We start from the raw sequence: 16,005 nt of genomic DNA on the forward strand, positions 1-16,005 counted from the left end.
GATTCCCGCTCGCCCCTGGTCGTTCGGCTGCGGGCCGGTGGGGGCGGGTCGCGCGGTTCCTCGCGCCCCTGAGGCGGGGCTTCGCCCCGCATTTGTTCGGCTGCGGGCCGGTGGGGGCCGGCCGCGCAGTTCCCCGCGCCCCTAAAAAGCCTTCAGCCTGTCCGGCGTTCGAGGACGAGGCCGTTCAGGCCGATCGGGGGGTCTGGGGGCGGAGCCCCTGGGGATGATGGGGGTCCCCCCTGCTCGAGCGAAGTCGAGAGCTTGGGGGAGGGTAGGGGCGGCGGGGGCGAGGGAAAGGCGTCAGAAGCCGAGTTTGCGGAGTTGGCGGGGGTCCCGTTGCCAGTCCTTCGCGACCTTCACATGGAGGTCGAGGAAGACCGGCGTACCCAGCAGCGCCTCGATCTGCTTGCGGGACTTGATGCCGACATCCTTCAGGCGCTTGCCCTTGGGGCCGATGATGATGCCCTTCTGGCTGGGGCGCTCGATGTAGACGAAGGCGTGGATGTCGAGGAGGGGCTTGTCGGCGGGGCGGTCCTCGCGGGGGAGCATCTCCTCCACCACCACGGCGATGGAGTGGGGGAGCTCGTCGCGCACGCCCTCCAGCGCCGCCTCGCGGATGAGCTCCGCGATCATGACCTGCTCGGGCTCGTCGGTGAGGTCACCCTCCGGGTAGAGGGCCGGGCCCTCGGGAAGGAGCGGGACGATCAGGTCGGCCAGCAGGTCGACCTGCTTGTCGCCGACCGCGGAGACCGGCACGATCTCCGCCCACTCGAACCCCAGCTCCCGGCCGAGCTGATCGATCGCGATGAGCTGCTCGGCGAGCGTCTTGCTGTCGACGAGGTCGGTCTTCGTGACGATCGCGATCTTCGGCGTCTTCTTGATGGACGCCAGTTCCTTCGCGATGAAACGGTCACCCGGACCGAGCTTCTCGTTCGCGGGGAGGCAGAAACCGATGACGTCGACCTCGGCCCACGTCGTGCGCACGATGTCGTTCAGGCGCTCGCCCAGCAGCGTGCGCGGCTTGTGCAGACCGGGGGTGTCGACCAGGATCAGCTGGGCGTCGGGGCGGTGCACGATGCCCCGTACCGTGTGCCGCGTGGTCTGCGGCTGGTTCGCGGTGATCGCCACCTTCTGGCCGACCAGAGCATTCGTGAGGGTGGACTTGCCCGCGTTGGGGCGGCCCACGAAGCAGGCGAAGCCGGCGCGGTGGGGTGCCTCGGACGGCTCGGATGACTGGGTACGAACGCTCATGGCGCCCATTGTCCCTGATCCACAGGCCCGCGCCGTACGCCATATGCCTTTGACCGCTCCCGCGCGGCCCCGTGAGGTTTCGGAAACCCCCACGCAATACGAAACACGCCGGAAACGCACACGTGCACAACCGGAAACGCGAGCCCGTGACTCTCTGACGACGCCCCCGCACCCAGGAGAACCGAGGAGAGCCGTCCGTGGAGTTCATGCAGACCGTGGAGACCCTGGACACCGTCGACCTGGCCGCCGCACCTCACCTCGACACCGGCGACACCGCCTGGCTGCTCGCAGCGACCGCCCTCGTTCTCCTGATGACGCCTGGCCTCGCCCTCTTCTACGGCGGCATGGTCCGCACGAAGAGCGTCCTCAACATGCTGATGATGAGTTTTGTGTCGATCGCCCTGGTCACCGTCGTATGGCTGGCGGTCGGGTACTCGCTCGTCTTCGGGGACGACGCCTTCGGGGGGCTCGTCGGCGGGCTGAAGCACGTGGGTATGGACGGGATCGGGCCGGACAGTGTGCACGGGACCGTGCCCACCCTGCTCTTCGCCACCTTCCAGCTCACCTTCGCGATCATCACGGCCGCGCTGATCAGCGGGGCGGTCGCCGACCGGGCGAAGTTCGCGGGGTGGCTGGTGTTCGTGCCGGTCTGGGCACTGCTCGTATACGTTCCCGTCGCGCACTGGGTGTGGGGTCCGGGTGGCTGGGTCCAGGCGAAGCTGGGTGCGCTGGACTTCGCGGGCGGGCTGCCGGTCGAGATCACCTCCGGCGCCTCCGGCCTGGCCCTCTGTCTCGTCCTCGGCCCCCGTCTCGGCTTCAAGAAGGACGCCATGCGGCCGCACAACCTGCCGATGGTGATGCTGGGCGCGGGGTTGTTGTGGTTCGGCTGGTTCGGCTTCAACGCCGGGTCCGCGCTGGGCGCCGACGGACTCGCCGCCGCCGCCTTCCTCAACACCCTCGCCGCCGGCTGCACCGGTCTGCTCGGCTGGCTCTTCGTCGAGCAGAAGCGCGACGGCCACCCCACCACCCTCGGCGCCGCCTCCGGCGCGGTCGCGGGCCTGGTGGCCATCACCCCGTCCTGCGGATCCGTGTCGCTGCCGGGCGCGCTGGTCGTCGGTCTCGCCGCCGGTGTCGTCTGCTCGTACGCCGTGGGCTGGAAGTTCAGGCTGAACTACGACGACTCGCTGGACGTCGTCGGCGTTCACCTGGTCGGCGGCATCATCGGCACGGTCCTCATCGGGTTCTTCGCCGACGCGACGATGACGGGTGGCGCCGAGGGGCTGCTGTACGGCGGTGGGTTCGGGCAGCTCGGCAAACAGCTGGTGGCGGTCGTGGCCGTGGGGGCGTACGCCTTCACCGTCACGTACGGCATCGGGAAGGTGCTCGACAAGGTCATGGGGCTGCGGGCGGACGAGGAGCACGAGCACACCGGCCTGGACCTTACGGTGCACGCCGAGACCGCTTACGATCACGGGGTCCTGGGCCACGGCGCCCCGGTCTCGTCAGCCCTCCCCACCGCTCAGAAGGCCAAGGCCCAGGCATGAAGCTCATCACCGCCATCGTCAAGCCGTACCGTCTCGACGAGGTCAAGACCGCTCTCCAGGAGCTCGGCGTGCACGGGCTGACCGTCAGCGAGGCCAGTGGGTACGGGCGCCAGCGCGGCCACACGGAGGTCTACCGCGGCGCCGAGTACCAGGTCGACCTGGTCCCCAAGGTCCGTATCGAGGTCGTCGTCGAGGACGCGGACTCGGAGGCCGCGATCGACGCGATCGTCAACGCCGCGCAGACGGGGAAGATCGGCGACGGGAAGGTGTGGGCCGTACCGGTCGAGACGGTCGTACGGGTACGGACGGGCGAGCGCGGCCCCGACGCACTCTGAGCCACCACGGGCGGGTACCGACTCCGCGCGCTCCGAGCCACCAAGGGCCGCTGCCGCTCCTGCGCGCCCTGATCACCACCACGGCGGCGGCGATCCCCGCGCCCACCACCACCGCCATCAGCCACGGCAGCGCGAAGAACGACGTGCTCGCCGATTCCCGGGTGCCGGGCGCGCTGGCCGTCAACGTCACGTCGCCCCAGTCGAGTTGGGGCGCCCCGTGCCAGGGCTCGGTCAGCCGGACCCGTTGCCCCGGCAGCAGCTCCGAGGGGATCTTCGTGAGCTCCCGGGACAGCAACGTACGCCCGAAAAGGCCCTCGGCCCTGAGCCGCACCTTCGGGTTCAGGGTGACGTTCCCGGCGTTGCGGAGGGTGTACGAGATGGTGGCGCCGCTCTCGCCGAGGCCGGGGACCAAGGGCTGGTGGTGGCTGATGCGGACCTTCTCGACGGCGAGGGCGGGGACGGTGGGTCCGCCGACCCGGAGGTAGATCCGGGCGCCGACCGCCCGTTGCACCGCCACCGCGGACGTCGCCGCGTCTGCGCGGTCGAGGCGTTCGTCGAGTGCGACCAGCGCGCCCGGATGGTCACCGGGTTCGGCCTTCTCGGGCACCCGGAGGGTGAACGGCACGGTCACCGAACCGTGCGCGGGCACCGTCACCCGGGAGCGGGCGGGGTGCGCCCACGCGCCGACCCCGAGCTGCTTCTCCTTCACCGTCCGCACCGCGAACCCGCCGTCACGCGCGGTGTTGTACGCGTCGGCGGCGTACAGCCGGAAGGTCAGCGGGGCGCCGGTCTTGTTGGCGACGGTGACCTTGTCCCGGAGGGTCTGTCCGGGGTCGGCGGAGAGATAGAAGTACGGACGGGCCGCGATCTGCGTGGAGACGGGGTAGACGGACCAGCTGCCGTTGTCGGCGGCGTACGAGGCGGGCGTGGTGAGCGCGAGAAGGAACACGGACAGGATGAGGACGTACAGCTTGCGCATGGGTGCGGACCCCCGCGGATGTGGGTGGACAGGCCCTGGGCGGACGGGCGGGTGCGCGCCCGGCCGCCGGGGTGCGGAGGGGTGGATCAGGTGAGCGTCAGCGTGAGCACGCCGGAGTAGGAACCCGGCGGGGTGAACGCCGGTACGTCCAGTGACAGCCCGGCGTCGACGGTGAACTCACCACCGGTGAGCGCCCCGTTGGGGGTGGACGCCAGTGTCGCTCCCGCACCGCCCACCGTGCCGGAAGAACCGGCCTGGCAGGTGCTCGGGCTGCCCGCCTTGGTCGCGCAGGCGGGGGTCCAGCTCAGCTTCCCGGCATCGATCTTGGCGCCGGGACCGGTGAAGTCGGTGACCTTGCCGGTCAGGGACCAGCCCGCGGGTCCGCCGCGGAAGTCCTTGACGGTCACCGTCCGCAGGGCCCCGGTCGAGGCCCCGCCCTTGCCGAAGTCCACCGCCGACAGCTGGACGGCGTCCCCGGCCTGGGACATCGACAGGGTTCCCGCCTTCACCGTGGTGGTGAGTTTCTGGGAGCCCGCGGGGATCGGGGTGTCGTCGACGACCACGTACGCCGCCGGCCCCGCTCCCTTGGTGTCGCTCCAGCTCGCGCCCTCGTACGCCACCACACCGGTCGTCGTCTTGTCGTTGACGGCCAGCGTGCCGCTGATCGCGCCCTGCGCGTCGGCGGTCGTGGTGGCGGTGTCGGCGGTCTGGGTGGCCCCCGACCGTCCGGCGAGGGTCACGCTCGCGCCCGGGGTGAAGTTGCTGCCGGTGACGGTCACGCTGTCACCGGGCTTCCCGGAGGCCGAACCGAGCGAGATGGCACGGTTGTTGGTCTGGGTTCCGTCCGTCGCGGTGATCGTCCCGGAGACCGGGGCGGGCGGGTTGGTGACCGTGCAGGGGGTGTCCAGTTCCAGGATGTAGCTGGTGTGGATGTTGTAGTCGCCGGGCGCGAGGGTGATGGCGCCCGGGCTGGTGACGGTGAAGGTGCCGGTCATGCTGAACCCCGGGAAGGGCGCGTTGCCCGCCACCGGGTCGTTCTTCCTGGGGCCCGCGACCGTGACGTCCCCCGTCTGCGCGCCGCCGAGGGCGACCTTGCCGGTGGGCGTCATGATGTCGGCGGGCAGGGCGAGGGCGGTCGGGTTGTTCGCGGCGGGCGTGACCACCTTGTACGTCACGGTGACGGTGTCACCGACCTTGGGACTGGGGTTGTCCACCGTGATGATCGCGGTGGTGGTGCCGTCGATCGGCGGGATGCCCGCGATCGCCGGCGGGATGCAGTGCGTGGCGAAGTCCACGTTCTGGGAGTCCGCGGCCGCGGCGCCCGCCGGGGCCGCCAGCGCGCCTCCCGCGGTGACCGCCAGCGCGGTCACCCCGAGCAGTGCCGCCCAGCGGCGTCTTCGGGCGTGCGAACCCCTGGTTCCCCTGTGCGTTGCCATGTGCCCCCTCCTGAGGGATGCGAGCGCAGCGGCTCGTCTGCGCCGACAGGGGGCCATTGATGTGCGGGTTGTGTGAGAAGTCAATGGAGGGCCCGGACGGTAACTGATGGGCCATCAGGTAATGTCAATATCGCCAACTGGACACCCCTGTAGGCCAGTTGACTGTGATCAGGCGGCTGTTCAGGCAGTTGTTCCGGCAGTACGAGGACCGGTGCCGCCGCGCGCGTCGGCGACACCGGTCTTCACGCATGTGCTGTGGCGGGGCTCAGCTGAAGACGAACGGGCCCGGTGCCTGCGCCGCGCTCGCGGTGCATGTGATGGTGATGCCGAAGACGACCATCTTCAGCGAGCCCCCGTACGCGTCGAGGCTGTCGCCGGAGGCGACGGTGCCGCTGAGCGGGCCCACCGTGACTCCGCCGCCCAGCGGAATGGCGGGATTCTTCGTGCCGGTGAACGCGACGGTGCCGCCGCCGGACTTCGCCATGGTCAAGGTGGAGGCGATGGAGTCCTGCGCCAGCGCGATCGGCGCGGTGATCGAGGTGGAGCTGAGGGTGATGGTCGCGGCCGTGCCGTCCTGGGTGGCGGTGAGGGTGGCCGCGCCACCGCCGCCGATCGTGCAGGTCGCGTTGATGGTCGCGGTGAGCGGGGTGACGGCCGCGGCGGTCGGCGCGAGGGCCAGACCGGTCGCGGCGAGGGTGCCGGCGGCTAACGCCGCGGCGATTCCGAGTTGCTTGCGTCTCATCGGGTTCCCTTCCCTTGTACGGGAATTGCCATGTGGGGATGGAGGGACGGAACCGTCTGCTCAGAGGCCGGGGCCGGGCCGGGCACACGGACGCGTCACCGGTGAACGCCGGTGCGGGTGCGGAGAGATGTGTACGCGGACCGTCCGCGAGCGGGGTGCGGGACGCCAGCGGAGGCGTATCTGACGGTCCGTCGGAACTTGCGGTTCCATTGATGCGCGAGCGGCTTGGGATTGCAAGGCATGCCGGGTTGTTTCTTCAGGGGTTGTTGAAAGTGGCCGAAGTTCGTCCCTGTTGCCCGGCCGGCCCGCTACTCCGCGACTTCCGCGATCAGCGCCGTCGCCACCGTCCGGAACCCCAGGCGGCCGTACATCCGCGCCACGTCCTCGTCCCCGGCCGACAGGAACAGCGTCTCGACGCCCCGCTCCCGCGCGTCGGCCACGAGGGCCGCGGTCACGGCGTACGCCAGTCCACGGCGCCGTTCGGCGGGCAGGGTGCCGACGCCCGCGATCTCGCTCACGGGACCGACGGGCAGGTGCATCCCGGAGCAGACCACGACCCCGTTCTCGACCGCCGCGGCCAGTACGGTGCGGCCCACACGGATGCGGTCCGCGGCTGCGGGTACCTCGGCGGCGCGGGCGGTGATCTCGGTGGCGAGTTCGCCGTGTCCGGCCTCCCCCACCGCCGTGCCCGGCGCCGCGAACGCCACGTGCGGCACCGCCAACGCGCCCGCCAGGAAGGGGTCTTCGGGGTCCAGGACGCGGACCAGGGGGTGCGGGTCGGGCAGCGGCGCGTCCTCGTCGCGGATCATCAGGGGATGTGTGTGCACCCGTAGCCCCGTCGCCTCGACCGCCTCCCGCAGGCCCGGCGTCACCTCCGCCACCCACTCGAAGGCCTCCGGCACACACAGTTCCCGCTGCCGCGCCCGCACCCGCTCGACGTCCTCGGCGGTGGCCGCCGGGCCCGTCCAACCCAGGGTGGGTCGCGCGTAGTACGGCCAGCCCGTGGCCTCCCGGACGAAGAGGGTCAGCGGGCCGAAGTCCTCGGCCCGCGCGGCGGCGCGCGGCACCGAGTCGTAGTAGCGCTCAAGACGGTCGAGGGATGCGTTCACAGTCGTCATGGCGCCATCCAAGAGGAACACGGATGCCGGTGGCACCCGAATTCAGTGCACGCCCCTGATCCGCCGCACCAGCAGTGCCCCCGCCAGTCCGATCACGGCCGCCACCAGGTACAGCACCCGGTAGCCGCCCAGGTACGTCACGATCGGTGCCGCCAGGGCGGGGGCGGCGACCTGGGGGAGGGCGTTGGCGACGTTGATGACGCCGAGGTCCTTGCCGCGGTCCAGGGCCTTGGGCAGGACGTCCGTCATCAGGGCGAAGTCGACGGAGGTGAAGACACCGAAGCCGATGCCGAGGAAAGCTGCCGCGACGATCGCGCCCGGCCAGGTCTGCCACCCGGAGAGGACCGCCGTCGCCACCGCCATGAGGACGCCCGACCAGATCACGAACGGCTTGCGGCGGCCCACCCGGTCCGACCACACCCCGCCGACCACGACCGTGGCGAGGAGGGTGACGCCGTTGACCGCCGTGAGGATCAGTACGCCGTTCTCGGGGTCGTCGTAGTGGAGCCGGTCGCGGAGGTAGTACAGGAGGTAGAGCAGGACCAGGGCGTTGCTCAGGTTGATCAGGAAGCGGGTCAGCCAGGCCCAGGCCAGGTCCGGGTGGCGGCGCGGACTCAGCCAGAAGGAGGCCGCGAACGTGCGCCAGGACCAGGCGGGCCGGGCCGCGGCCGGCAGCCGCAGATCCTCGTAGCGCAGTACGTACGGCACCACGCCCACCAGCGTGAACACCGCGCACGCCGCATAGCCGCCGCCCACACCCCCCGCCGCCGTCGCGAGGCCCGTCCCGCCGACCACGCCCAGGATCTGCGCGGCGCCCAGCCAGCCGCCCACGGAGCCGCGTTGGAGCCGTGGCACCCGGTCGGGGACGGCCGCGGTGATGGCGGCGAAGGCGGCGTTCAGGGTGAGCTGGACCAGGCACCAGCCGGCCGCCATCGTCCAGACCCCGCCCGCTCCCGCCAGGAGCAGCAGGGAGAGGGCGCCGCCCGCCGAACCCGCCACGATCCACGGCGTACGGCGGCCCCATCGCGCCGTCGTCCGGTCGGACAGCGCGCCGAAGAGCGGGTTGGCGACCAGCGACACCACCGCGCCCGCGCCCGTGACCCACGCCAGCATCGTCTCCTTCGACATGCCGGTGCCGGGCGCGAAGTCCTCCGCCTGGGAGGCCAGCAGGATCTGCAGCGGGCCGTACCAGCCCACCCAGATCGCCCCGTTGGCGAGCGACAGCGCCGAGGTCCAGCCCCGGCCGACCCGCTCGACGGGCTCGGCCAGCGCCCCCACGGACACGACGGGGTCCGCCGCCGTCATCCCCGCGCCCGCAGCGCGTCGCGCAGCCAGCTGTACGACGCCTTCGGGGTCCGCTTCAGCGTGTCGTAGTCGACGTGGACCAGGCCGAAGCGCCGCGCGTACCCCTCCGCCCACTCGAAGTTGTCCAGCAACGACCACACGAAGTACCCGCGAACGTCCACGCCCTGTTCCGACGCCCGGTGCAGCGCCCGGACATGGCCGTCGAGGAACGTGATCCGTTCCTGGTCGTCGATGCCCTCGTAACTGCAGCCGTTCTCGGTGATGACGACCGGCGGGAGGCGGTCCCCATAGCGCTCGCGGAAGCCCACGAGCAACTCGGTCAGCGCCCCGGGGACCACCGGCCAGCCGAAGTCGGTGACCGGGTAGCCCTCCAGTTCCCGCACGGAGAAGGGGAGTTCGGCGGGCAGGGTCAGTCCGCTGAACTCGATCTCCGCGCCTTCGGGGGCGCCCACCTCGGTCGGCTGGTAGTAGTTGATCCCGTACCAGTCGATCGGCTCGGCGATGACCTTCAGATCCGCCTCGACGTCGCCCGGCATCAACTCCCCGATGCCGTCCGGGTATCGGCCCAGCAGCAACGGGTCGGCGAACAGGCGGTTGAGGAGGAGGTCGTAGAAGTCGGCGGCCTCCACGTCCTCGGGCTGCTCGGAGGCCGCCCAGGTCGGGCCGTGCGAGTTGGCGATGCCGATGTCGGTGACTCCGGCCGCGCGCAGGGACCGTACGGCCAGACCATGGGCGAGCAGCTGGTGGTGGGCCACCGGCAGGGCGTCGAACAGGAGGCGCTTGCCGGGGGCGTGCGCGCCGAGTGCGTAGCCGAGGAGGGTGTGTTCGGCGGGCTCGTTGAGGGTGATCCACTTCTTCACGCGGTCGCCGAGGCGGGCGGCGACGACACCGGCGTACTCGGCGAAGCGCTCGGCCGTGTCGCGGTTCAGCCAGCCGCCGGCCTCTTCGAGCTTCAGCGGGAGGTCCCAGTGGAAGAGGGTCGGTACGGGGCGGATGCCCGCCGCGACCAGCGCGTCCACCAGACGGTCGTAGAAGTCGAGGCCGCCGGGGGAGTTCACGCGGGGCCAGGAGATCGAGAAGCGGTACGCGTCCACGCCGAGGTCGGCGAGGAGGGCCACGTCCTCGGGATAGCGGTGGTAGTGGTCGCAGGCCACGTCGGCCGTGGAGCCGTCCTTGATGTGGCCGGGCTCGGCCGTGAACGCGTCCCATACCGACGGGTCGCGTTCGGCCGCGGCTCCCTCGATCTGATGGGCCGAGGTGGACACGCCCCAGAGGAAGCCGGGCGGGAACTGCGGTAGGGGGTTCGTCACCATGCGCGCGATCATCCTTACCGGCAGTAAGGGAAGTCAACGGGTTGGTGTGAACTGGGAGTTACGGCTTTTGGGGGGCGCCCGATCGGAGGAGCGGTGCGGTGTTTTCGCGAGTGCGGCCGGCCGGTGGGGGCTTGTCGCGCCCACGCGGCGGAGCCGCATATGTCACAGCCCCGCGCCCCTGAAGGGCGCCTCCCCGAGGCCGTTTTCTAGGCGCCCTCCTTCAGGACCCTCGAAATCAGGCTTCGCTGCTCCTCCGTCAGCCTCGGGTCGGCGGCGTAGACCGTTTTCCCGTTCACCGTGATCTCGTAGCTGAAGCCGTCGGGGACCCCCGCGGGGCGCGTGCCCTGGCCGGAGGCGATCGCCTGCTCGGCCAGGGCGTGCCACTCGGGGGCGTCGGAGCGCCCCGAGGTGTCCACCTCGGCATGGCGCTCGATGCCCGCGAATCCGCCCGTGCGCCTTACCTGAATACGCATGGGTCCTGTCTAGTACGAGTCGGACGCCGAAGCTACGACGTCGGCACCCCGACCTGTTCCCAGGCCTTCGTGACGGACTGGAGCTCCTCGCCCTCGCCGTACCGGCTCCTGGCCTGGGCGACCGTCAGCTTGGCGAAGTCGGAGAAGCTCGCCTGGGACTGGAGCTCGCCGCCGGTGAGGACGTCGTACCAGATCTGCCCGGCGCGCTCCCAGGCGTGCCCGCCGAGGGCCTGGGCGACCAGGTAGAAGGCGTGGTTGGGGATGCCGGAGTTGATGTGGACACCGCCGTTGTCGCGGCCGGTCTTCACATAGCCGTCCATCGTCGCGGGCTGCGGGTCCTTGCCGAGCACGTCGTCGTCGTACGCCGTGCCGGGTTCCTTCATGGAGCGCAGCGCCTTGCCGGTGACGCGCGGCGCGAGCAGGCCCGCGCCGATCAGCCAGTCGGCGTCGACGGCGGTCTGGCCGAGCGTGTACTGCTTGATCAGCGAGCCGAACACGTCCGACATGGACTCGTTCAGGGCGCCCGGCTGGCCGAAGTAGGTGAGGTTCGCCGTGTACTGGGTGACGCCGTGGGTCAGCTCGTGGCCGATGACATCGACCGGGATGGTGAAGTCGAGGAAGATCTCGCCGTCGCCGTCGCCGAACACCATCTGCTCGCCGTTCCAGAAGGCGTTGTTGTAGCCGACGTCGAAGTGGACGCTCGCGTCGAGGGGCAGGCCCTCGCCGTTGATCGAGTTGCGGGCGTAGGCGTTCAGGTAGAGGTCGAAGGTGGCGCCGAGCCCGGCGTAGGCGCGGTTGACCGTGGCGTCCTTGCCGGGCTTGTCGGCCTCGCCGCGGACCTTCTTGCCCGGCAGGTCCTGGTGGTGCTTGGCGTCGTAGACGGTGCGCTGCGGCTTGTCCGCGGGCGCGCCCTGGGGCGGGGCCACGGTGGGCGCGCCGATGACCGTGGTCAGCCGGCGGTGGGTGCGCTCGAAGGCGTCGCGCTCCAGGGTGCGGCGCGCGGGTCCGGCGAGCGTGGGGTCCTCGTGCTGGGCCAGCGTGTCGAGGATGTGGGGCGGCACGATGGTGCAGAAGACAGGCTCGAAGCCTGCCGGGTTCGCGGTCATGCTCGGCACAATTGCACTGAGTTACTCCGCTGTCACTACCGGCGACCAAGATTGTGTGAAATGCGGCGATAAGGAGCCCCTCGGTCCGCTCTTCAGTGGTAGGAGGACTCACTCTGAGTGGTATGCCGCACTTTTTGTCTGTTTTCTTCCTTATGTGGTCACGATCCCGCATACTGATACAGCCCTCCGGAGAGAGTGAGGCTCGGCTAGGCTGCGGAGCATCATGCGTATCGGGCTGCTTCTCCTTAGCTGCCGCGGCGAGGGCCTGTAGTCGAGGCCGACCCCCTCCCCGCGGAGTTCGGCGTTGCGCCGTCGGCCGTCCTTCCGGACACCCTCTGAGGAGCCCACGCATCATGCCGAACTTCCAGCAGTCCACGTCCATGCCGGTCCACAAGTACGGCAAGTACGAGCAGGTGGACATCCCTGACCGCACCTGGCCGGACAACCGTGTCACCGTCGCCCCCCGCTGGCTGTCGACGGATCTGCGGGACGGCAACCAGGCGCTGATCGACCCGATGTCCCCGGCCCGCAAGCGCGAGATGTTCGACCTGCTCGTGAAGATGGGCTACAAGGAGATCGAGGTCGGCTTCCCGGCCTCCGGACAGACCGACTTCGACTTCGTCCGCTCGATCATCGAGGACGAGACCGCCATCCCGGACGACGTCACGATCTCCGTGCTGACCCAGGCCCGCGAGGATCTGATCGAGCGCACGGTGGAGTCCCTGGTCGGCGCCAGGCGCGCCACGGTCCACCTGTACAACGCGACGGCCCCGGTCTTCCGCCGGGTCGTCTTCCGCGGCTCCAAGGAACAGATCAAGCAGATCGCCGTCGACGGCACGCGGCTGGTCATGGAGTACGCCGAGAAGCTGCTCGACGAGCGGACGACGTTCGGCTACCAGTACAGCCCCGAGATCTTCACCGACACCGAGCTGGACTTCGCCCTGGAGGTCTGCGAGGCGGTGATGGACGTCTACCAGCCCGGCCCGGGCCGCGAGATCATCCTCAACCTGCCCGCCACGGTGGAGCGTTCGACGCCGTCCACGCACGCGGACCGCTTCGAGTGGATGTCGCGCAACCTGTCCCGCCGCGAGTACGTCTGCCTGTCCGTCCACCCGCACAACGACCGCGGTACGGCCGTCGCCGCCGCCGAGCTGGCCCTGATGGCCGGCGCCGACCGCATCGAGGGCTGTCTGTTCGGCCAGGGTGAGCGCACCGGCAACGTCGACCTGGTCACCCTGGGCATGAACCTGTTCTCGCAGGGCGTCGACCCGCAGATCGACTTCTCGAACATCGACGAGGTCCGCCGCACCGCCGAGTACTGCAACCAGATGGAGGTCCACGCCCGCCACCCCTACGTCGGCGACCTCGTCTACACCTCCTTCTCCGGCTCCCACCAGGACGCCATCAAGAAGGGCTTCGACGCCATGGAGGCGGACGCCGCCGCGAAGGGCGTCACCGTCGACGACATCGAGTGGGCCGTCCCGTACCTGCCGATCGACCCGAAGGACGTCGGCCGTTCGTACGAGGCCGTGATCCGCGTCAACTCGCAGTCCGGCAAGGGCGGTATCGCCTACGTCCTGAAGAACGACCACAAGCTGGACCTGCCGCGCCGGATGCAGATCGAGTTCTCGAAGATCATCCAGGCGAAGACGGACGCCGAGGGCGGCGAGGTCACCCCGAAGGACATCTGGGCGATCTTCCAGGACGAGTACCTGCCGAACCCCGACAACGCGTGGGGCCGTATCCAGGTCAAGGCCGGCCAGACCACGACCGACCGTGACGGCATCGACTCGCTGACCGTCGAGGCCTCGGTGGACGGCGCCGACACGGTCCTGACCGGTACCGGCAACGGTCCGATCTCCGCGTTCTTCGACGCCCTGCAGTCCGTCGGCATCGACGTACGCCTCCTGGACTACCAGGAGCACACGATGAGCGAGGGCGCCTCCGCGCAGGCCGCCTCGTACATCGAGTGCGCGATCGGCGACAAGGTCCTGTGGGGAATCGGCATCGACGCGAATACGACACGCGCGTCGCTGAAGGCCGTGGTCTCCGCGGTCAACCGCGCGACCCGCTGAGGACTTTGACCGGCACTTTCGGGGCCCCGTCCGCCTTTCGAGGCGGGCGGGGCCCCGTCGTATACCGGCCAATCGCCGTGGAGATCACGGAAAGGTCTCGTCCAAGGTACTGACTCCGCCTCGACAATGTGGCTAACATCACGCCAGCGCGGCGATGTTGCCGCGGCGTTACGGAGGTGTGCGAGCGTGCTGCCAGGATGGGGACGAAACGGTCGTGCAGTGCAGATTTCCCGCATCCTAGGCACCCGTACCGCGTGGACCACCATGGGGGACGGTGAGTTCTTCTGCCCGGGCTGCGGGGGCGACCGCAACTACCAGCGGCTCACCGGCCGGCGCCGCTTCACTCTCCTGGGCGTCCCGGTCCTGCCGCGCGGTGACACGGGACCCGTCGTCGAGTGCGCCGCCTGTGGCCGCCACTACGGCGCGGACGTCCTCGACCATCCGACCACCACCCGCTTCTCCGCGATGCTCCGCGACGCCGTCCACACCGTCGCGCTCGCCGTACTCGCCGCCGGCGGCACCTGCTCCCGCACGTCCCTGGAGATCGCGGCGACCGCGGTGCGCTCGGCCGGCTTCGACGACTGCACGGAGGACCAGCTCGGCGCCCTCGTCGAGGCGCTCGCCGCGGACACGGGCCGGATCTTCGGGGAGCCGTGCGGGGCGGGCCTCGCCATAGAGCTGCACGAGGCCCTGGACCCGCTGGCACCGCACCTCGCCGCGACGGGGCGCGAATCGATCCTGCTCCAGGGTGCCCGGATCGCCCTGGCGGACGGGCCGTACACCCCCGCCGAACGGGACGTCCTCGCCACCGTGGGCGCGGCGCTGACGATCTGCGCGGACGACGTGACGCGACTGCTGGCGGCGGCGCGCACGCCCTCGTAGGCGACGGAGAGTGACGAACGGTGACTCAGGGTACGGTGTGAGCGACACGCCGTAACGGGACCCTCGTGTTGCGCGGGGGAGAGCGGGGACCACCCTGAGCCGCAGCCTCGTCGCCGCCCTGGCCATCGGCCTCCTCGCCGGGGCCGCCGGTGCCGGTGCCGCGTCCGCCGCCGCACCCGGTCCCCGTGCCGACTGCGCCTCCTCCGTGCCGTACACCGCGGGCGAGGGCGGCTACGACACCTACCGCATCCCGGCCGTCCTCACCACCCGCGCGGGCACGGTGCTCGCCTTCGTCGAGGGGCGGCACGACGGCGCGGGCGACAGCGGCCACATCGACGTCGTCCTCAGACGCTCCTTCGACGGCGGCTGTACGTGGGGTCCGCTGCGGGTCGTCGCGGCCGGGGACGGGGACACCCGGGGCAACCCGGCGCCGGTCGTGGACCCGCGCACCGGCCGTATCGTCCTGCTCACCTCCTACAACAGCGGCGCGGTGACCGAGGCGCGGATCATGCGGGGCGAGGTCACGGCGCGCCAGGGCCGCCGCGTCTTCGTCCAGACCAGCCGCGACGACGGCGCGCGCTTCTCCGCTCCCCGGGACATCACGGCCGAGGTGAAGCCGCCGGGCTGGCGCTGGTACGCGACGGGCCCCGGCCATGCGATCGCCCTCGGCCACGGCCCGCACGCCGGCCGTCTGGTCGTCCCCGCCAACCACTCCGCCGCCCCGCCCGAGGGCTCGACCGACACCGGCCGGGAAGCCAAGTACTACGGGGCGCACGCGATCTACTCCGACGACGGCGGCCGCACCTGGCACCTGGGCTTCACCGACCGCACCTACGACGGCCGGGTCGACGCCAACGAGAGCGGCGTGGCCGAACTCCCCGACGGACGCCTGTACTTCAGCGCCCGCGACCAGGGCGGCACCGCCCCCGGCAACCGCCTCGACACCTACTCCAGCGACGGCGGCGAGACCCTGGACCGCCCCTACGCGATCCAGCCCACCCTGGACGACGTCCCCGTCGTCCAGGGCAGCGTCCTCCAACCCCACGGCCCCCAAGCCCCCTTGCTCTTCTCGGCCCCCTCCGTACCCACCGCCCGCCGCGCGATGACCCTCTGGCGCAGCACGAACGGCGGCACCACCTTCACCAGGGCGACCACCCTCTCCTCCGCACCGGCCGCCTACTCGGACCTGGTCGACCTCGGGCACGACCGGATCGGCATCCTGTACGAGACGGGCTCGACGCGGCCGTACGACAGGATCGAGTTCCGGCGTCTGCGCCGGACGGGGTAGGTGACGGCGGCGGCGATCGCGGTGGGGTGGGCGGCCGGGCGGTTGAGCACCGGACGACGGGACCTAGTGCCGCGGCAGGCAACGTTCGCCCCGTCGCGACGCCCGGCACGCACTCTCGCCGCACCGGCCGAAAGCCCAAGTACGTCCAGTACGAGGAC

The 16,005-nt window shown here is 70.7% G+C and carries 14 protein-coding genes; 5 read left to right on the forward strand and 9 right to left on the reverse strand.

Annotation, left to right across the window (positions count from 1 at the left end; all coding sequences use genetic code 11):
• Positions 1–300: 300 nt before the first annotated feature.
• Positions 301–1,260: a GTPase Era gene (gene era, locus ABZ656_RS49290; RefSeq protein WP_180362527.1), complete on the reverse strand. Its 960-nt coding sequence runs from the start codon at positions 1,258–1,260 to the stop codon at positions 301–303.
• A 197-nt stretch (positions 1,261–1,457) separates the two neighbouring features.
• On the opposite strand from era, the gene ABZ656_RS49295 reads away from it, so the two are divergent.
• Together ABZ656_RS49295 and ABZ656_RS49300 are read left to right on the forward strand one after the other, a co-directional pair.
• On the forward strand, positions 1,458–2,795 hold the full coding sequence (locus ABZ656_RS49295; protein WP_360278008.1) for an ammonium transporter: 1,338 nt from the start codon (positions 1,458–1,460) through the stop codon (positions 2,793–2,795).
• Entirely contained in the window at positions 2,792–3,130 is a 339-nt protein-coding gene (locus tag ABZ656_RS49300) for a P-II family nitrogen regulator (protein ID WP_101405245.1), read from the forward strand. The genes ABZ656_RS49295 and ABZ656_RS49300 overlap by 4 nt, the downstream gene beginning before the upstream one ends.
• Here the strand turns inward: ABZ656_RS49300 and ABZ656_RS49305 are convergent.
• The 8 genes from ABZ656_RS49305 to ABZ656_RS49340 all read right to left on the reverse strand — a co-directional run bounded on the left by ABZ656_RS49305 (position 3,024) and on the right by ABZ656_RS49340 (position 11,602).
• Positions 3,024–4,109 (reverse strand): DUF916 domain-containing protein, encoded by a 1,086-nt coding sequence (locus ABZ656_RS49305; RefSeq protein ID WP_101405246.1) that lies wholly within the window; start codon positions 4,107–4,109, stop codon positions 3,024–3,026. The genes ABZ656_RS49300 and ABZ656_RS49305 overlap by 107 nt on opposite strands.
• A gap of 86 nt (positions 4,110–4,195) precedes the next feature.
• Positions 4,196–5,545 carry a beta-xylosidase gene (locus tag ABZ656_RS49310; RefSeq protein WP_180362528.1) on the reverse strand — a complete coding sequence of 450 codons (1,350 nt, stop codon included), beginning with the start codon at positions 5,543–5,545 and terminating at the stop codon, positions 4,196–4,198.
• Between the two features lie 265 nt (positions 5,546–5,810).
• Positions 5,811–6,287, reverse strand: a complete 477-nt coding sequence (locus ABZ656_RS49315; RefSeq protein ID WP_101405248.1) for a hypothetical protein — start codon at positions 6,285–6,287, stop codon at positions 5,811–5,813.
• Between the two features lie 308 nt (positions 6,288–6,595).
• Positions 6,596–7,405, reverse strand: a complete 810-nt coding sequence (locus tag ABZ656_RS49320) for a GNAT family N-acetyltransferase (RefSeq protein WP_360278001.1) — start codon at positions 7,403–7,405, stop codon at positions 6,596–6,598.
• A 42-nt stretch (positions 7,406–7,447) separates the two neighbouring features.
• Positions 7,448–8,710 carry an MFS transporter gene (locus ABZ656_RS49325; RefSeq protein WP_101405250.1) on the reverse strand — a complete coding sequence of 421 codons (1,263 nt, stop codon included), beginning with the start codon at positions 8,708–8,710 and terminating at the stop codon, positions 7,448–7,450.
• On the reverse strand, positions 8,707–10,035 hold the full coding sequence (locus tag ABZ656_RS49330; RefSeq protein WP_180362529.1) for a GH1 family beta-glucosidase: 1,329 nt from the start codon (positions 10,033–10,035) through the stop codon (positions 8,707–8,709). Before ABZ656_RS49330 ends, ABZ656_RS49325 begins: the two co-directional genes overlap by 4 nt.
• 194 nt (positions 10,036–10,229) lie before the next feature.
• The gene (locus ABZ656_RS49335) at positions 10,230–10,496 is read right to left on the reverse strand and encodes a protealysin inhibitor emfourin (RefSeq protein WP_060896474.1); all 267 of its coding nucleotides are present in this window, start codon (positions 10,494–10,496) and stop codon (positions 10,230–10,232) included.
• Between the two features lie 32 nt (positions 10,497–10,528).
• A complete protein-coding gene (locus ABZ656_RS49340) occupies positions 10,529–11,602 on the reverse strand; it encodes a M4 family metallopeptidase (RefSeq protein ID WP_101405251.1) in 1,074 nt (357 codons plus the stop codon).
• Between the two features lie 353 nt (positions 11,603–11,955).
• Between ABZ656_RS49340 and leuA the strand changes: the two genes are divergently transcribed.
• From leuA to ABZ656_RS49355, 3 genes are all read left to right on the forward strand, one after another.
• Positions 11,956–13,677 carry a 2-isopropylmalate synthase gene (gene leuA / locus ABZ656_RS49345; RefSeq protein ID WP_101405252.1) on the forward strand — a complete coding sequence of 574 codons (1,722 nt, stop codon included), beginning with the start codon at positions 11,956–11,958 and terminating at the stop codon, positions 13,675–13,677.
• 186 nt (positions 13,678–13,863) lie between these two features.
• On the forward strand, positions 13,864–14,559 hold the full coding sequence (locus tag ABZ656_RS49350; protein ID WP_101405253.1) for a TerB family tellurite resistance protein: 696 nt from the start codon (positions 13,864–13,866) through the stop codon (positions 14,557–14,559).
• 124 nt (positions 14,560–14,683) lie between these two features.
• Positions 14,684–15,847, forward strand: a complete 1,164-nt coding sequence (locus ABZ656_RS49355; RefSeq protein WP_360278011.1) for a sialidase family protein — start codon at positions 14,684–14,686, stop codon at positions 15,845–15,847.
• Positions 15,848–16,005 lie beyond the last annotated feature (158 nt).

This window comes from Streptomyces sp. NPDC007095 (assembly GCF_040634475.1).
Taxonomy (GTDB): domain Bacteria; phylum Actinomycetota; class Actinomycetes; order Streptomycetales; family Streptomycetaceae; genus Streptomyces.

What these genes read in the sequence shown, in the direction of transcription:
- ABZ656_RS49310 (WP_180362528.1), bottom strand. Translation starts at nt 5,545, where the DNA reads ATGGCAACGCACAGGGGAACCAGGGGTTCGCACGCCCGAAGACGCCGC.
- ABZ656_RS49340 (WP_101405251.1), bottom strand. Translation starts at nt 11,602, where the DNA reads ATGACCGCGAACCCGGCAGGCTTCGAGCCTGTCTTCTGCACCATCGTG.
- ABZ656_RS49305 (WP_101405246.1), bottom strand. Translation starts at nt 4,109, where the DNA reads ATGCGCAAGCTGTACGTCCTCATCCTGTCCGTGTTCCTTCTCGCGCTC.
- ABZ656_RS49300 (WP_101405245.1), top strand. Translation starts at nt 2,792, where the DNA reads ATGAAGCTCATCACCGCCATCGTCAAGCCGTACCGTCTCGACGAGGTC.
- ABZ656_RS49325 (WP_101405250.1), bottom strand. Translation starts at nt 8,710, where the DNA reads ATGACGGCGGCGGACCCCGTCGTGTCCGTGGGGGCGCTGGCCGAGCCC.
- ABZ656_RS49320 (WP_360278001.1), bottom strand. Translation starts at nt 7,405, where the DNA reads ATGACGACTGTGAACGCATCCCTCGACCGTCTTGAGCGCTACTACGAC.
- era (WP_180362527.1), bottom strand. Translation starts at nt 1,260, where the DNA reads ATGGGCGCCATGAGCGTTCGTACCCAGTCATCCGAGCCGTCCGAGGCA.
- ABZ656_RS49315 (WP_101405248.1), bottom strand. Translation starts at nt 6,287, where the DNA reads ATGAGACGCAAGCAACTCGGAATCGCCGCGGCGTTAGCCGCCGGCACC.
- ABZ656_RS49330 (WP_180362529.1), bottom strand. Translation starts at nt 10,035, where the DNA reads ATGATCGCGCGCATGGTGACGAACCCCCTACCGCAGTTCCCGCCCGGC.
- ABZ656_RS49295 (WP_360278008.1), top strand. Translation starts at nt 1,458, where the DNA reads ATGCAGACCGTGGAGACCCTGGACACCGTCGACCTGGCCGCCGCACCT.
- ABZ656_RS49335 (WP_060896474.1), bottom strand. Translation starts at nt 10,496, where the DNA reads ATGCGTATTCAGGTAAGGCGCACGGGCGGATTCGCGGGCATCGAGCGC.
- leuA (WP_101405252.1), top strand. Translation starts at nt 11,956, where the DNA reads ATGCCGAACTTCCAGCAGTCCACGTCCATGCCGGTCCACAAGTACGGC.